Annotated in this window: 12 protein-coding genes; 1 reads left to right on the forward strand and 11 read right to left on the reverse strand. The window is 41.4% G+C overall.

Going from position 1 to position 17,045, the window contains the following annotated elements:
• Window positions 1-101 precede the first annotated feature (101 nt).
• The gene (gene sigK / locus KFE17_05265) at window positions 102-722 is read left to right on the forward strand and encodes an RNA polymerase sporulation sigma factor SigK (protein QUO33156.1); all 621 of its coding nucleotides are present in this window, start codon (window positions 102-104) and stop codon (window positions 720-722) included.
• 78 nt (window positions 723-800) lie between these two features.
• Here the strand turns inward: sigK and KFE17_05270 are convergent, their stop codons facing one another.
• From KFE17_05270 to KFE17_05320, 11 genes are all read right to left on the reverse strand, one after another.
• Window positions 801-1,817, reverse strand: coding sequence for a galactose ABC transporter substrate-binding protein (locus KFE17_05270; protein QUO33157.1), 1,017 nt, complete (start codon window positions 1,815-1,817; stop codon window positions 801-803).
• Between the two features lie 18 nt (window positions 1,818-1,835).
• Entirely contained in the window at window positions 1,836-2,807 is a 972-nt protein-coding gene (locus KFE17_05275; protein ID QUO33158.1) for a substrate-binding domain-containing protein, read from the reverse strand.
• An 8-nt stretch (window positions 2,808-2,815) separates the two neighbouring features.
• Window positions 2,816-4,597, reverse strand: a complete 1,782-nt coding sequence (locus tag KFE17_05280; GenBank protein ID QUO33626.1) for a sensor histidine kinase — start codon at window positions 4,595-4,597, stop codon at window positions 2,816-2,818.
• A gap of 52 nt (window positions 4,598-4,649) precedes the next feature.
• Window positions 4,650-6,263 (reverse strand): response regulator, encoded by a 1,614-nt coding sequence (locus tag KFE17_05285; GenBank protein ID QUO33159.1) that lies wholly within the window; start codon window positions 6,261-6,263, stop codon window positions 4,650-4,652.
• Window positions 6,264-6,380: 117 nt separating this feature from the next.
• Entirely contained in the window at window positions 6,381-8,036 is a 1,656-nt protein-coding gene (locus KFE17_05290; GenBank protein QUO33160.1) for a galactoside ABC transporter permease, read from the reverse strand.
• Window positions 8,037-8,054: 18 nt separating this feature from the next.
• A complete protein-coding gene (locus KFE17_05295; GenBank protein QUO33161.1) occupies window positions 8,055-9,563 on the reverse strand; it encodes a sugar ABC transporter ATP-binding protein in 1,509 nt (502 codons plus the stop codon).
• 107 nt (window positions 9,564-9,670) lie between these two features.
• Window positions 9,671-10,954, reverse strand: coding sequence for a substrate-binding domain-containing protein (locus tag KFE17_05300; protein ID QUO33162.1), 1,284 nt, complete (start codon window positions 10,952-10,954; stop codon window positions 9,671-9,673).
• Between the two features lie 248 nt (window positions 10,955-11,202).
• A complete protein-coding gene (locus KFE17_05305) occupies window positions 11,203-13,176 on the reverse strand; it encodes a sodium-translocating pyrophosphatase (GenBank protein ID QUO33163.1) in 1,974 nt (657 codons plus the stop codon).
• Window positions 13,177-13,315: 139 nt separating this feature from the next.
• Window positions 13,316-14,542 (reverse strand): U32 family peptidase, encoded by a 1,227-nt coding sequence (locus KFE17_05310; GenBank protein ID QUO33164.1) that lies wholly within the window; start codon window positions 14,540-14,542, stop codon window positions 13,316-13,318.
• Between the two features lie 16 nt (window positions 14,543-14,558).
• A complete protein-coding gene (locus tag KFE17_05315; protein QUO33165.1) occupies window positions 14,559-15,200 on the reverse strand; it encodes an O-methyltransferase in 642 nt (213 codons plus the stop codon).
• A gap of 95 nt (window positions 15,201-15,295) precedes the next feature.
• A complete protein-coding gene (locus KFE17_05320) occupies window positions 15,296-16,960 on the reverse strand; it encodes a ribonuclease J (GenBank protein ID QUO33166.1) in 1,665 nt (554 codons plus the stop codon).
• Window positions 16,961-17,045: the final 85 nt, after the last annotated feature.

Below are 17,045 nucleotides of genomic sequence, written 5' to 3' on the forward strand. Positions count from 1 at the left end.
TCCCCGGCATTTTCCATAGAAACCAAAATGTTTTTGATGGAAAAGCACAAATCCATTTGACTTCTCATACATTGTATTAAACACGCTGCGAGGTATTGATCTTGAAAGCATTTCCACAGCCCCTCTCCCGGGAAGAAGAACAGTTCTACATGCAGAAATATACCGAAGGTGATCTGAATGCAAAACATATCTTAATCGAACGCAATCTTCGCCTTGTCGCACACATCGTAAAAAAATACCAGCACGCAGACACTGACCAGGAAGATTTCATTTCCATTGGAACAATCGGATTGATCAAGGCCGTCACAACTTTCAATCCGAAACGCAATAATCGTCTTGCTTCTTATGCTGCACGCTGTATCGAAAATGAAATCCTTATGTTCCTGCGTTCCAAAAAAAAATCTTCCAAAGAGGTCTCTCTCTACGATCCCATCGGAACAGACTGCGAAGGCAATGAAATCCAGCTCTATGATATACTGGAAACAGAAGAGCTTGACGCCGAAGCACAAATCGCCTTACATGATGATATTCAACTCCTTTATACAAAAGTAGAGTCTGAACTTTCTCCCCGGGAACGACTTGTTCTTAAACTGCGTTATGGACTTTATAATGAAGAAGAGTACACGCAGCGGGAAGTAGCTTCCCAGCTTGGTATTTCCCGGTCATATGTCTCCCGGATTGAAAAAAGTGCAATTGAAAAACTGCGCAGACATTTTCAATAACACAAAAGCTGATGCCGGAAATCGAAACGGAACCATTTTCTTCCGCCTGACGATTCGCTGCATCAGCTTTTTTCTGTCCTACTGCCTTTCTAAAAATTCTCTGACATTTTCTTCTGTTATTTTAATATACGGTAAATAAGTATACTTCTCCGGATGTACTGTACCGTCACTGATTTCAACTGCAAGATGAGCCATTGCTTCCGCCTGTCCTTCTTTATCATTGTAGACTGTTCCTGCCAGTTCTCCTTCCAGAAATGCCTGAAGCCCTACATGAGTCCCATCAATCCCGAGAAAGATCGGCCATGTATTTTCTGTGTAATTTGCTCCCTTATAAGCATCAATTGCCCCAAGCGCCATATCATCATTATTTGCCAGAACAAGTTCAATCTGATTCTGATATTGGCCAATCATCTGCTCCATCCGGTTCTGTGCCTGCGGGCGACTCCAATTGGCAATCTGATAACTTAATTTTTCCAGCATAATCCCCTGATTTTTCAATGTATCCACTGCATACCCGGTCCGGATAATCGCATCCTGATGCCCTGCCTCTCCTTCAAGCACGACATACTGTATTTTCCCGTCACCATTTCTGTCAACCTTTTCATTGTTCCGGATAACCTCTGCCGCTAATTCTCCCTGCATAATGCCAGACTGCTTTGCCTCAGCTCCCACATAATAGAGACCATCCCACTGCATCAGATCTTCCGCTACCGGTTCTCTGTTAAAAAAAATGATAGGCACGTCATTATCTCTTGCTAAATCTATAATTTCTGACGGATCTGCACGGTCTACCAGATTGACACACAGCACATCACATCCCATATCAATTAATTCCTTTACCTGATCATCCTGCGTCCGCTGTGCTCCGGCAGCATCTAATACCGTTACTGTCGTCTCAGATGTTCCCGCCGCTAATTTCAGCTCCTCCCGAAAACTTGACATCATTTCGTTCAGAAAGGTATCACTCTGATTATAGTAAGTTACTCCGACATGTATCTTCCCTGTCTGTGCTGTCTCACCTGCTTTACAGCCTGACAGGATCTGCATTCCAAACATAAGCACAGCACAAACTTCCCACACTTTTTTTCGTTTCATTTTGACACCTCTGTCTTTCTACTGACTCATTGTAAAAAGTATTTTCTGGCTCTCCTTTGTAAACAAACAAGCTCTCCGAAAAACTGTATGCGCAATCCTTCTGCTTTTCATCTCAGGCCAGAACTTCTCCAGTGCCTGTGCCACTTCCTTCAGACTTTGATATCCCGCATCAAACTCATCCGGAACAACAAGACATTCTACATTTCTTGTATCCAAGTAATATACTGCCTCTGTCGAATGCCCTATTCCATATACGACTGCTCCCCAAAGCTGATTTCCCGCCGCATAGCGTCCTGCTGTTTTCACACTTCTGTCATCCAGTGCAATTACAATATCTACTTTCGGCCAGCTTGTAAGTGTACCACTGGCTTCTGTAAAGGAGCCTGCCACAGACCAGATGATTTCTCCGTTCGCTTCTTTTATTGCATCTCGAAATCCTTCGTCCCGCCTGCGAATTGTCTCCATATCCATTGTTTCGGCCAAAATTCCAATCCGTTTTCCCTGAAGATTTTCATTATAGTCTTTCAGAAGTTCCTTAGCAAGATTCTGTCCCATTTCATAATTATCCGGTTCTGTTACCGCCCATTCTTTCTTTTCACTGTCTTTCGAAGAAATAGATTCCAGCAGCATGATCGGGATATTTTTTCTAACCTGTGTCACCGCCGACTCTGCTTTGGCTCCGGCTGCCGGCTGCACAATTAAGGCATCGGCTCCGTTTTTTAATTCCGTCTCAATCATCTGCCTCTGCTTCTTAGCCGTGGAACCGCTTTCCATATTTACGATCGTAACTTCCACTCCAAAATCTTCCCCGGCAGTTTTCAGTCCATACTTTGCAGATGCCCACCGGCTGTCGTCTGCATTCTGCAGGATTACAGACACTTTATTCCGCTTCTGCTCGCCTTTTCCAAGCAGCATACTTACCGCAAGCACCGCTGCCAGCAGCCCCAATATCATTTCCGTTATAATAAATCCTTTTTTCCCACTTACCATGCTCTCTGCTACACTTCCTCATCCATCACATCTTCCTTCCGAAACATATGACCTTTCTCAAGAATTTCCCGATTCTCCTCTGTATACGGCACTGCCGGCATTCTGATTGATACAATCGTTCCCTCATCCGGCTCACTCTCCACCTTCAAACCATATTCTTTCCCAAAAAGTATCTGTATCCGGTTATTGACATTTACGAGTCCGACTCCGGAACCATGTTTGCTGATACGTTCGCCGTCTGTCAATATATGTTCTACTTCTTCCTCTGCCATTCCGATGCCGTTGTCCTTGACGGAAAGAATAATATCCCTTCCTTTCCGCTCTCCTGCCACAACAATCTCACCGGAATCATCCATTGCTCCTACCCCATATGCAATGGCATTTTCCAAAAGCGGCTGTAAAATCAATTTCACTGTACAGTAAGAATACAGCTCTTCTGCTACAGCAAATGTTACGGAAAATGTATTTTTGTAACGGATTTTCTGAATATTCATATAACTCTGCGCATGCTGAAGCTCATCCCGGATCGTAATAACTGTACGGCCCTTTGAAAGGCTGATACGGAAGAACTTTGCCAGCTGCGTAATCATAAAAGAAGCTTCTTCGTTTCGTTCGCCTTCGATCATCCAGGTAATGGATTCCAGCGTATTATACAAAAAATGCGGGTTAATCTGGCTTTGCAGCGCTGCAAGCTCACTTTTGCGGCGCTCTGTCTGTTCCCACACAATTTCTTTCATTAAGACATCAATCTTCTCATAAAAACTCTGGATGGAATGTCCCAGATAACGAATCTCGGTAGAACCACCAATATAAATCTCCGGCTTCTTTCCGGTCTCATATTCTCTGACAGAATCACTGAGCTGTAGAATCGGCCTGGAAATTCTCACAGATACAACACGGTTAATCGTCACAAGCATCATCGCTACAAGAAGCATCAGCATGGCAACAAAATAGCGAATATCAATAATTCCATCCGTAAACGTGCTGTCCGGAAGCACCCCGACCAATTTCCAACCGGTATAACTGATTGTATTCACAATTACTTTTCGATTTTCTCCTTCGAACTTCTCCTGATAAATCCCTTCTTTATAATCTGCTACTGCCTGATGATTCTCTTTCTGGATTCCATCTCCGATCTGCATCTGTTTTGGATGATAAATAATCTCTCCATCGCTGTCACAAAGATAAAAATACTGCCCTCCGCTTGATTCATTAATCTGCCGCATCATTCGGGAAATCACAGAATAGTCCATGTCTACGAGAAGCACCCCTTCCTGGGATCTGCCGTGATCTGTAATTTCAATGGCTCTGCTTAAAGAAATTACCCAATAATAGCGAAAAGAACCATCATCAAAAAGATTCTGAACATGCGGATTGGAGAAATGCATATTTTCCTGCTTCTCTGCAGCCTGTCGATACCAGTCCTGCTTCATAACGTCCGGATCTTTTTTTTCTTCCGCCACCGGTTCCGCTGCCATCAGACGCCCATAACGATTATAAATCGCAATACTTTGCAGATTTTCATCATTCGCTGCATATAACAGATTCATTTTCTGCTGAATTTCTTTTGTCTCACTGGAAAAATCATTTTCTTTTATTACATTGTAATACAGTGTATCTGAAATCTGACGCATTTTTACAAGATAATCTTCCAGACTTTCTCCGGTCTGCTCCATGAGCGTTTTTGTACTTTGCACCATTTCCTTTCGAAATACGGTAGAAAAGCGGGAATATAGGATCAGACCGCTTACAAGCAGAAGGGAAAGAGAAATTCCGGAAAAGATTACCATGATCGTTGACTGTATTCCCCTCGGTTTTAATTTTTTTAATATTCTCGAATAATTATGTTTCACGCTCTGCATACTCCGTTCTATATTTGGAAGGAGACGTTCCAAATTGTCGTTTAAATACATAGCTGAAATAATTCGGATCGGTATATCCAACCTTTTTCCCAATAATATAACTCTTTTCATCCGATTCTATCAGCATCTCCGCCGCCTTCTCCATGCGGTATTCTGTCAGATATCCAATGAAAGAATTTCCTGTTTCCTTCTTAAAAATTGTTGAGAAATAAGAATTGGACACACCTAGCTTCCTGCATATTAAATCCAGTGAAAGGGTTTCGTCTCCATAATGGTTTTCTACATATTCTTTTGCCTTTGCCACAAAAGACTTTGTGGAATTGCTCCGTGCATTTGTCAATTTTTCATGTAATGACAGACTGATCTGTACGAGCCATTTACGAAATGTCTCTGGCTCCATATCGAGAATCCGCCCATATAATGAACGCATATCCCCCGCAAATTCCTCCATTACAATATCATTTTGCGATGAAAAACGATATAATTCACTGACCAGTTCCATTACAACAATATAATGCTGCTGCAGCGTCCTGTTCCGCACTGCAATCTGATCCAAATACTGATCCACTGCCCCGCTGATTTCTTCCTCCGTTCCAAGCCGAATCATTTTAAATAAATGTGTAAAAACTTCTGTGTCTGTTCCGGTCTCTTTCTCACTCATTTCTCTCGGCGCAATCTCTTTCATATTGATCGCTCTGTTCGCTCCGTAAATGGCTCTGTACGATACAGCTTCTCTCGCACTGCTGTAAGACTGCGACAATTCCAGCATATTGCTGCATACAAAACCAACTCCAACTGTGACAACTGCTCCCATTATCCGCTTCACATATCGGCAAAAGCGATCGCACTCATCTGTCAGACGGGATACTTCCTGCTCTGTCGAAAGCTGTGCGATCAGAACTGTATTATTCAGATAAGAAAAACACTTTCCTCTCCAGGCTTCTGCCAGGCGCTCCACTGCCTGTTTCTGTACTGCCGTAAATAAGAGCAATGGATTCACGCCATCGGGGATTCGGCTGGACGATGTATGGATTACAAGACAGCAATAAAAAGGACCTTCCATCGTAATCTGATAATCTTTAAGATATTTCGGAAGATCTTCCTGCTGAATCCTCCCCTCGATCAATGTAGAATAAAAATTCACCTGCAATAACGGCAATGATTCCAGATAATAATTCTGCAGAACTTCCACATTACGTTTTTCGCTGATTTCCTGGTCTAATTTCTGTTTTAAATGCGAAAACACATTGGTCAGTTCCACAGAATTTACCGGCTTTAGAAGATACTCTTCCACTTCCAGATGTACAGCTTCTTTCGCATATTCAAATTCATCAAATCCTGTGAAAATCAAAAGCTTCGTTGCCGGAAATTCCTCTTTAATCCGGTGCGCCAGCTCCATTCCATCTACATAAGGCATCTTTATATCCGTCATTACCACGTCCGGCTGATATTCTTCCACCATTTCAAATGCCTTCACTCCATTATTCGCATAACCGATCACAGAAAAGCCAAGACCTTCCCAATCTATTTTTTTCATAATGACCTGAATTACCTCTTCCTCGTCATCTACAAGAAGCACTGTGTATTTTTCCATAACTGTTTCTCCATTGTTTTTAATATCTATTATTATATCAGATGTATATTGAAATAGAAATCCCGGACGAAAAAAAAGAGCCAGAAATACATCTGACTCTTCTGCCTTATATCATAATTATTTTTTCTGAACGTATTTCAGACAGTCAAGTGTTACTGCCACAAGGATAATGATACCTGAGAATACGAACTGAAGGTTTGTATCAATACCGAGGATTGTAAGAGAGTATGTAAGTGCTGTAAAGATAAATACACCAACTACTACACCTGAAATCTTACCAATACCACCTGTGAAAGATACTCCGCCAACTACACAGGCTGCGATGGCATCCATCTCCCATCCCTGTCCGTAAGCTGCTGATCCTGAACCAACCATTCTCATACACTCTAACCAGGAACCAAATCCATACAGAACACCTGCAAGCATAAATGCACCAACAGTTACCCAGAATACAGAAATACCAGAAACAGCTGCCGCTTCCGGGTTACCTCCGACTGCGTACAGATTCTTACCAAAGCTTGTTTTATTCCAAATGAACCATACGATTGCAATAGCTGCTACTGCCCAGAGAATGATTGTCGGGAATCCATTGACTCTAGGAATTACCATATTTGGAATTGTCGGCTCAATTGCACCGAAAGATACACCTTTTGTTGCATAAGTAATGAGACCAAAGATTACAAGCATGTTCGCCATTGTTGAAATAAATGGATGCATTTTAAACTTCGCTGTAAAGAAACCGGCAATTGTTGTAAAGAATGTACAAAGTACAACACATACGACAAGAGCCAGAATCATTCTTGCACCGATAGACATCTTCGTAAAATCAAAAATATGTCCAAATACAGAACCTGTATTCACTCCCTGATGCATGATAATTGTTGCTGTTGTCATACCCATACCTACCATACGTCCGATGGAAAGGTCAGTACCTGCAAGAAGGATCAGACCGGCAACACCAAGTGCAAGGAACATTCGAGGAGATGCCTGCTGAAGTATGTTAAGTACGTTATTGTATGTCAGAAGCGGAGCTCCTTTGATAATCGGTGTGATGATACATAATGCAATAAAGATTAAAATAATTGCAATATACAATCCATTCTGCAATAAGAATGATCTTCTGTTGAATGTATACTTGTAGTTTTCCCATTTCTGTGCTCTTGTCTCAAGAAATGTAAACTTAGACATACGCAGCAAATCAATTAAATGGAACTTAAAATTATATGCGGCATGTCTTCTGTCTTTGATTTCCTGAAGATTTTTCTGATACTGAAGTTTCGCATCAAACAGACGGTTTTTATATACATAATTCTCGTCTTTAATCTCCTGGTGATCTTTTAATTTAGAAGCAAGTTCCTGATGTTCTTTCTCAAGTTCTGCTACTTTTAAGCGGTATTTTTCTTTTGCTGCAACTTTTTCCTGAGCACAGCTTGCTGCGACTGCCTGATAATAATCCTTATCAAAATGTGCTTTCAGATAATTTTCTGCCTCTGAAATTAATTTTGCAACCTCAGCCTTATGTTTGGATTCTACTGCTTTTGCCTGTTCCAATTCTTTGTGTGCAGCAGCAATTCTGTGTTCGCGTTCTTCTTTTGTCAGGCTCTTATCTCTTTTCATGGTATCAATGGCATTCTGCATTGCAACCACTTTATCTGTACCGTCTGCTCTGAGACCGTCAATCTTTGCCTGAATCTTACCGATATGATCCTCGATCGGCCTGCGCAGTTCTAATTCCTGCTCTGCCGTAAGAATCTTATTGTTTTCATTAGCCATAACTTCAATCTCCCTCATTTATAGGTATTTTGCACTGAGTCTTAAAAGCTCTTCCTGATTTGTCTCTTTTGTATTTACGATTCCGGAGAGGTGTCCATTGGACATGACTCCGATACGGTTAGTAATTCCGAGGATCTCCGGCATTTCAGAAGAAACAACAATAATTGTCTTACCCTGTTTTGCCATGTTAATGATCAGTTCGTAAATCTCATACTTAGCACCGACATCGATACCTCTTGTCGGCTCATCCATCATAAATACCTGTGGATCTCTCTCCAGCCATTTACCAAAGATAACCTTCTGCTGATTACCACCGGAGAGGCTGGCAATCATATCATCCGGTCCCATACACTTTGTATGCATAATCCGAATTTCATCTGCAGTTGCCTTTACCATCTTAGCTTCTGAAAGAGCAATTCCTGATTTATAATGATTCAAATTGGCAATCGTCGTATTAAACGTTAAGTCCTCTTTTAAGAACAGACCATTTGCTTTACGCTCTTCCGTAATCATTGCAAATCCATGATCCATTGCTTCTTTTGCACTGGTAAAGTTCATCAGATGTCCATTGAAATATACTCGTCCGGCCGCTCTTGTCCGTACTCCGAAAATCGTTTCCAGAAGCTCTGTTCGACCAGCTCCCACAAGTCCATACAGACCAAAAATCTCACCTTTTCTAACATCAAATGAAATATCCTGTAAATGTGGTTCAAATTTCGTTGATAAATGCTGAATCGACAGTACAACGTCCTGTGGCTGATTATCTACCGGCGGGAAACGATTTTCAAGAGAACGTCCTACCATCGCAGCAATCAGCTCATTCATATTTGTCTCCTGAGTACTCTTTGTCATAACAAGATTACCATCGCGGAGAACAGATACTTCATCACAGATTTTAAAAATCTCGTCCATCTTATGAGAAATGTAGATCAAAGCAATTCCCTGCTCTTTTAACATATTCATCATTTCAAACAGTTTATCAACTTCCTGGACGGTCAGGGATGATGTTGGCTCATCAAGAACGATTACTTTTGAATTATAAGAAATTGCTTTCGCAATCTCACACATCTGACGCTGTGATACAGACATATTCCGCATCGGCTGTGTCAGGTTCACTGTCATTCCAAGCTTTCTGAACAATTCAGAAGCCTCTTTTTTCATTCGTCCTTCATCAACGATTCCCAGAGAATTTACCGGATAACGTCCAAGAAATAAATTGTCAACTACATTTCGCTCCAGACACTGGTTCAGCTCCTGATGAACCATCGCAATACCATTCTCAAGGGCATCTTTCGGTCCGGAAAAACTCACTTCTTTTCCATCAAGGAAAATATTACCTTCATCTTTCTGATATGTTCCGAACAGGCACTTCATCATTGTAGATTTTCCTGCACCGTTCTCCCCCATAAGTCCCATGACTGTTCCGCGTTTTACATTCAGATTGATATGATCAAGAACACGGTTACGTCCAAAGGATTTGCTCATGCCGCATATCGATAAGATGATATCATCTTTCTTATCTGCCATTATTCTCTACTCCTGTATTCGTTAGATTTATTCTGTCCTACAAGAGGATATTAGGGAGAATCTCTTCTCCCTAATAAGTTATGTCCTCTTTATTGTTGCATCTGTGATTACTGATTCAGTAAGGATGTGTAAGAAGCTGCGTTGTCTGTCTTAACCATGTTGATTGCGAATGCATCATACTGTCCAGGGTTTCCAAGACGGTTTGTGATATTAGATTCTGTCTGGCCATCTCCACCGATGTACTCAACTTCAAGGTTAAGAAGTTTATCATAGTTCTGAAGCAATGGCTGATATGTAGAACTTAAGAAGTTGTCTGCTGCATTGTAGATGTTAAGCCATACTTTCTTAGTAGGGTTTTTCTCTTTATCAAGCTGATTAGAAACCGGCTCGTAGATCTTTGTAGAATCTGTAAAGTCCTGATAGTTATCTGCTGTTACAGCTACGTTTAATGCATAGTAAGAACGTTCTTCTTCTCTGTATACATAAACATCATCTGAAAGAACATTTCCTGCTTCATCTTCTGTACCGATACCTGTGTCAATGTCTACACCATCAAGTGCGTTACGAAGAACACGAAGTGTTAAGTAAGCCTGAACGTCTGCATGCTGGCTGATTGTTCCGCCGTATCCTTCTGCGATTGCTGCAACTGCGTCGCTGTTTGCATCGTATCCGAATGTCGGTACCTTATTGTCTTTTGACCATGCATTAAACATTGACATTCCCATACCATCGTTGTTAGATGCAACTACATCGATCTGATCTCCAAAAGAAGATGACCATGTTCCGATAGAGTTACCTGCTGTTGCTGCATCCCATGTAGAACCTGCAGAGTTCTTCATTTCCTGAGAAGCAAGTTCACGAACAACATATTTCTTTCCGTTTACTTCCAATTCTCCGTCTTTAACTGCTTTTGCAGATCCGTCTGTGTTTGTACCGATCGGATCACTGTTGATGTTTCCATCTTTTTCCACTGCTGTTCCAAGAGCTTTACGAACACCTCTTGTACGAGCAATAGAGTCATTGTGTCCAATATCACCGATTGCAAGTACATATCCGATTACACCATCGCCGTTACGGTCAATCTTATCAATGTTTGCCTCGATATAATCTTTAACCATTGTTCCCTGAAGCTCAGCACCCTGATTTGCATCAAATCCTACATAATATGTATCTTTATTGAAGTTCAGCGCTGTCTTGTCCAACTCTCCTGTAGAACTGTTAGATGGCTGACGGTTAAACCATACTAATGGTTTGTCTTTGTTAGCAACTTCTGATGTTTTTGCTTCACCTTTTTTATCTCCTCCGTCAGAAGTGTCTCCGCCCGAACCACAAGCTGTAGCTGATACAGCTAATGCTGCTGCCATCATTAATAACGCAATTCTCTTTTTCATAATACATGATCTCCTTCCATTACGTTTCACGTTTTGTTGATATTGCCAGTATAATGGAATTTTTGCACAGATGACATAGAAATTTTTTCTTTTTTCATTGAATATTTTTCAAGAATGATTGTTAATATCCAATAATTTTTTATATTTTTCGCAGAAATTCTTGTATAAAAATATCGAATCATAGCAAAAAAACAGAGTTTCCGTATATATACACGAAAACTCTGTTCTTTTAACTCACTGTCATATGACTATAACAGTCCTCCGATTGCAACAAATAACGGTGCAAATACTAAGGAGATGATTGTCATAAGTTTGATCAGGATATTGATAGAAGGTCCTGAAGTATCTTTGAACGGGTCACCTACTGTATCTCCAACAACACCCGCTTTATGAACTTCACTACCCTTTCCGCCGTAATTTCCTGCTTCAATGTATTTCTTAGCATTATCCCAGGCTCCACCTGAGTTACTCAGGAAAATTGCAAGAAGAACACCTGTAACAAGTGCGCCTGCAAGAAGTCCGCCAAGTGCATCCGCACCTAACACGATACCTGTAAGGATCGGAACAACAACTGCAATCACACCCGGTTTGATCATTTCTCTTAAAGCAGCTTTTGTAGAAATATCTACACATGCTGTGTAATCCGGTTTTCCTTTTCCTTCCATGATTCCCGGAATTGTACGGAACTGTCTTCTTACTTCTTCGATCATGCTGTAAGCAGCTTTCGAAACAGAATCCATTGTCCATGCTGAGAACAGGAATGGAAGCATACCACCAACAAATAAACCGATGATAACACGCGCATTTAAAATATCAATATTCTTAAGTCCAACTGTAGATGCATATGATACAAACAGAGATAATGCTGTCAGAGCAGCAGATCCGATAGCGAATCCTTTACCCATAGCTGCTGTTGTATTACCAACTGCATCAAGCTTATCTGTAATCTGTCTTACGGAATGATCAAGACCTGACATCTCAGCGATACCGCCGGCATTGTCAGCGATCGGACCGTAAGCATCAACTGCAACTGTAATACCTGTTGTAGAAAGCATACCTACTGCTGCAAGAGCAATTCCGTATACTCCAAAGCACTGATATGCAATAAAAATACCAACACCGATGAATAAAATCGGAGCGCATGTAGACTGCATACCTACAGAAATACCACTGATGATTGTTGTTGCAGGGCCTGTCTGAGACTGTTCTGCAATTCTCTTTACGAAACGATACTCATCAGATGTGTAAACCTCTGTAATAAATCCGATCAGGATACCAACGATCAGACCGGCAATGATTGCCATAGCTGCATTGAAGTTTCCAAAGAACAGCTTACTCATTACAAGAGAAGCAATAATTACAATGACACCAGATACATATGTACCCATCTTTAATGCGGAATGTGGGTTTTTCTTCTCGTCTCCACGTACGAAGAAGCATCCGATGATTGATGCAAGTACACCGATTGCCGCCAACATCAGCGGGAAGAATGCTCCCTCTGCTTTATAAGAAAGAACACCAAGTGTTACTGCTGAAACAATCGCACCAACATAAGATTCAAACAGGTCTGCTCCCATACCCGCAACGTCACCTACGTTATCACCTACATTGTCTGCGATAACTGCCGGGTTACGCGGATCATCTTCCGGAATTCCGGATTCTACTTTACCAACAAGGTCTGCTCCAACGTCTGCTGCTTTTGTATAGATACCTCCACCTACACGAGCAAACAGCGCAATTGAAGATGCACCTAAGCTGAAGCCTGACAGTACAGATACATCTCCTGTAATAACATAGATTACTGTACATCCAAATAAGCCAAGTCCAACTACACACATACCCATAACTGCACCGCCTTTAAAGGCAATTGCAAGGGCACTAACCATACCGCCTTTTCTTGCGGCATTTGCTGTTCTAACGTTCGCACTAGTAGCTACATTCATTCCGACATAGCCGGCTGCTACTGAGAACAATGCTCCGACAACAAAGCAGATTGCTGTCACCCAGTTCTGAAGTCCCAGGCCGATCAGGACAAAAAGAACGAGTACGAACACGACCAGCACACGATACTCTGCAAATAAGAATGCTTTTGCGCCTTCTTTAATTGCAGAAGAGATTTCTTTCATTCTGTCTGTTCCAACTTCCTGTTTCCCTACACTGCTTGCAAGGTAAGCTGCGAAGAGGAGTGCCAGAATTCCGACAATCGCTGCAAAATAGTTCATTACATTTCCTCCATTTCATTTCATTCATTAGTAACTTTCACACAGACTAACCGTATTAGTGTAACACATACGGTTTCAAATGTCTATATGCAGACCATATATTTTTTGTACCATAAAATTGACCAACTGTCAATGCTTTTTAGGCTTCCTCTCTGCGCAAAATGTCAAATTTTTCTGCTTTTTGGTCTAATTCAATAAAAAGTTCCTGTTTTGGATGCGGTGCGCTCTCCTGTTCCTCGCCATCCATATTCACGATTCGTTTTACTGTTGTCCGGACATTCTCTCCATTCGGCTTCATAATTTCAATCTCTTCTCCGACAGAAAATTTGTTGCGCTGCTCGATTCGGTACATCCCATCACATTCTTCTCCTACGATCCCCAAATATGTATATTCTTTTACATAAGTATTGTTATCATAAATCTGCGCTTCTTCATCCGGTTTTCCAAAGAAAAATCCGGTAGTAAATTTTCTGTAAGTACAGTTCGAAATCTGATCTAAATACCACGGCATATTTTTGCGGTAAAGCTCCACATCTTTCTGACAGTCATCAATCGCCTTACGATATGTTCTTGCCACTGTAGCCACATAAAGCGCTGTCTTCATACGTCCTTCAATCTTAAGACTGTCAATTCCTGCCTCTAATAATTCCGGAATATGTTCGATCATACAAAGATCTTTCGAGTTAAAGATATAAGTTCCTCTCTCATTTTCGTAAACCGGAAGATATTCTCCCGGACGTTTTTCCTCTACAACAGCATATTTCCACCTGCAAGGATGTGTACAGGCACCTTGATTTGCATCCCGTCCTGTAAAATAATTGCTCAAAAGACATCTTCCGGAATAAGAAATACACATCGCACCATGGACAAACGTCTCAATCTCCAGATTTTCCGGAATGTTTGCACGAAGTTCTTTGATTTCTTCCAGCGATAGTTCTCTCGCTGATACAACCCTGCTTGCCCCCTGACGATACCAGAAATTATATGTGCCGTAGTTTGTATTATTTGCCTGCGTGCTGATATGCCGTTCAATCTCCGGACACACTTCCTTTGCAATCTCAAATACCCCCGGATCTGCAATGATCAGCCCATCCGGCCGAATCTCTTTTAATTCTTCAAAATATTTCCGGACACCGTCCAAATCTTTGTTATGTGCCAGAATATTTGCTGTTACATATACCTTCACATCATGCTCATGTGCAAATGCAATTCCTTCCCGCATATCTTCCATTGAAAAGTTTTTTGCCTTTGCCCGAAGTCCAAAAGCTTCTCCGCCAATATACACTGCATCCGCGCCAAAAATAACTGCTGTCTTTAGCACTTCAAGACTGCTTGCCGGAATCAAAAGTTCAGGGTGTCTTGCCATGTTTTTCCCTCCTAAATTAAAGTTTTCTGGAGACTGCAACCCCATCCCCAAGAGGAATGATTGCCGTTTCCAGACGTTCATCGTGTTTCAATTCATATAAATATTCCCGCATCCGACTGTGGATCGTCCTGTTCCTCCGCTCTACAGCAAAACGCGATTCAATAATATCCCCGTCCTGAAGCACATTATCTGATACAAGGACGCCTTCTTCTGAAAGAAGTCTTATTGCTTCCGGCATGTAATTAATGTACTGCCCTTTCGCTGCATCCATAAAAATTAAGTCATAGGGACCGGAAAGTTCTTTCATAAGCTCAAGTGCATCTCCCTCCAGCAATGTGATGCAGTTTTCTTTCCCCGCACGCCGGAAATTCTCTCTCGCAATCGGAATACGCTTTTCATATTTCTCAATCGTTGTAATATGACCATTCTCCGGCATATACTCACTCATCAAAATTGCCGAAAAACCAACCGCTGTCCCTACTTCCAATATCCTTACCGGCTTTTTAATCAAAAGCAGCACTTTCAGAAAGCTCTGCATTTCTTTTCGGATAATCGGCACATAGGAAGCCAACGCTTCCTCTTCGATCTTCTCCAATATTTCACTATTTTTCCTCTCCAGCGAATGCAGATAGGAAATCATTCTTTCATCTACTATCATCGTTTCTATCCTTTGTGTTATTCTTTTAACAACAAATGAGAACGGGACAGTATTGCATGTCCCGTCTCTAAACTTCATTTATACTTCATAATGATTTATACATCCATAATGATCGGAAGGATCATTGGTTTCCTCTTTGTCCTCTTCCAGATAAAGTCATTCATCGTATCACGAATCACAAGTTTAATCCGGCTCCAGTCTGCGTGACGGTTGGAAAGACATCCCTCCAAAGCCTGCTGAAGCACCTGTCTTGCCTCTTCCATAAGACTTTCCGATTCACGCACATACACAAAACCGCGTGAAACAATATCCGGACCTGCAAGCAGCTGATTGCTGCCGCGCTCCAATGTCAATACGACGATCAAGATACCATCTTCAGCCAGATGCTGACGATCCCGAAGTACAATATTGCCTACATCGCCCACACCAAGTCCATCTACAAGAATCGCTCCTGTGTGTACCTGTCCGCTGATCTTTGCACTCTTATCGTCCAATTCTAATACATTGCCTGATTTCAGGATAAAGATATTCTCTTTGTCAATTCCAAGCGATTCAGCCAGTTTTGCATTCGCTTTCAGATGACGATATTCACCGTGCACCGGAATGGCATAACGCGGTTTTACAAGAGAATAAATTAATTTCAGTTCTTCCTGGCAGGCATGCCCTGATACATGAGCATCCTGAAAGATTACATTCGCTCCCTTTTGTGAAAGTTCATTAATTACCTTTGATACAGCTTTTTCATTTCCCGGAATCGGGTTAGAACTAAAAATAACTGTATCCCCCGGCTTAATTGTCACTTTCTTGTGAATATCTGCAGCCATTCTTGACAGCGCAGCCATAGATTCTCCCTGACTTCCGGTTGTGATAAGAACTGTTTTTTCATCCGGATAATTCTTCAACTGATCAATTTCAATCAGTGTTTTATCCGGTACATTCAAATATCCTAATTCTGATGCCGTGGAAATGATATTGACCATACTTCTTCCTTCCACGACAACCTTGCGGTCATACTTATATGCAGAATTGATAATCTGTTGAACACGATCTACATTCGATGCAAATGTAGCAATAATGATACGCGTATTCCTATGCTCTGCAAAAAGTGTGTCAAATGTTTTTCCAACCGTCCGTTCTGACATCGTAAAGCCCTGACGTTCTGCATTCGTACTGTCTGACATCAACGCCAGAACACCTTTTTTCCCGATCTCCGCAAAACGCTGCAGATCAATGGCATCTCCAAACACCGGCGTATAATCTACTTTGAAATCGCCTGTGTGCACAACGATTCCAGCCGGTGAATAAATTGCCAGTGCCGATGCATCCTGAATACTGTGGTTTGTCTTAATAAATTCAATTCTGAACTGTCCCAGATTAATAGACTGTCCGTGACGAACCACCTTTCTTCTCGTACACCGCAGCAAATTATGCTCCTTTAATTTATTCTCAATAATTCCCATTGTCAGCTTGGTTGTGTAGATCGGTACATTAATTTCCTTTAATACATAAGGTAACGCACCGATATGATCCTCATGTCCATGCGTAATGACAAATCCTTTGACCTTTTCAATATTATCACGCAAATATGTGATATCCGGTATAACCAGGTCAATTCCCAACATATCATCCTCCGGGAAGGCAAGGCCGCAGTCAACAACAACAATACTGTTCTCATATTCAAATACAGTAATGTTCATTCCGATCTGTTCCAGACCTCCGAGAGGAATGATTTTTAATTTTGAGTTGTTCTCTCGTTTCAAAAAAATGACACCTCCATATATTTTTCCGTACATTAATTTTTTCTTATGTGCACACATTCATCACACTTATAAATGTTCAGCAAAT

The sequence above is a fragment of the Faecalicatena sp. Marseille-Q4148 genome, from assembly GCA_018228665.1.
Classification (GTDB): domain Bacteria; phylum Bacillota; class Clostridia; order Lachnospirales; family Lachnospiraceae; genus UBA9414.

Coding starts and splice junctions, on each gene's coding strand:
- KFE17_05315 (QUO33165.1), bottom strand. CDS start 15,200: ATGATAGTAGATGAAAGAATGATTTCCTATCTGCATTCGCTGGAGAGG.
- KFE17_05290 (QUO33160.1), bottom strand. CDS start 8,036: ATGGCTAATGAAAACAATAAGATTCTTACGGCAGAGCAGGAATTAGAA.
- KFE17_05300 (QUO33162.1), bottom strand. CDS start 10,954: ATGAAAAAGAGAATTGCGTTATTAATGATGGCAGCAGCATTAGCTGTA.
- KFE17_05285 (QUO33159.1), bottom strand. CDS start 6,263: ATGGAAAAATACACAGTGCTTCTTGTAGATGACGAGGAAGAGGTAATT.
- KFE17_05280 (QUO33626.1), bottom strand. CDS start 4,597: ATGGTAATCTTTTCCGGAATTTCTCTTTCCCTTCTGCTTGTAAGCGGT.
- KFE17_05295 (QUO33161.1), bottom strand. CDS start 9,563: ATGGCAGATAAGAAAGATGATATCATCTTATCGATATGCGGCATGAGC.
- KFE17_05310 (QUO33164.1), bottom strand. CDS start 14,542: ATGGCAAGACACCCTGAACTTTTGATTCCGGCAAGCAGTCTTGAAGTG.
- KFE17_05305 (QUO33163.1), bottom strand. CDS start 13,176: ATGAACTATTTTGCAGCGATTGTCGGAATTCTGGCACTCCTCTTCGCA.
- KFE17_05275 (QUO33158.1), bottom strand. CDS start 2,807: ATGGTAAGTGGGAAAAAAGGATTTATTATAACGGAAATGATATTGGGG.
- KFE17_05270 (QUO33157.1), bottom strand. CDS start 1,817: ATGAAACGAAAAAAAGTGTGGGAAGTTTGTGCTGTGCTTATGTTTGGA.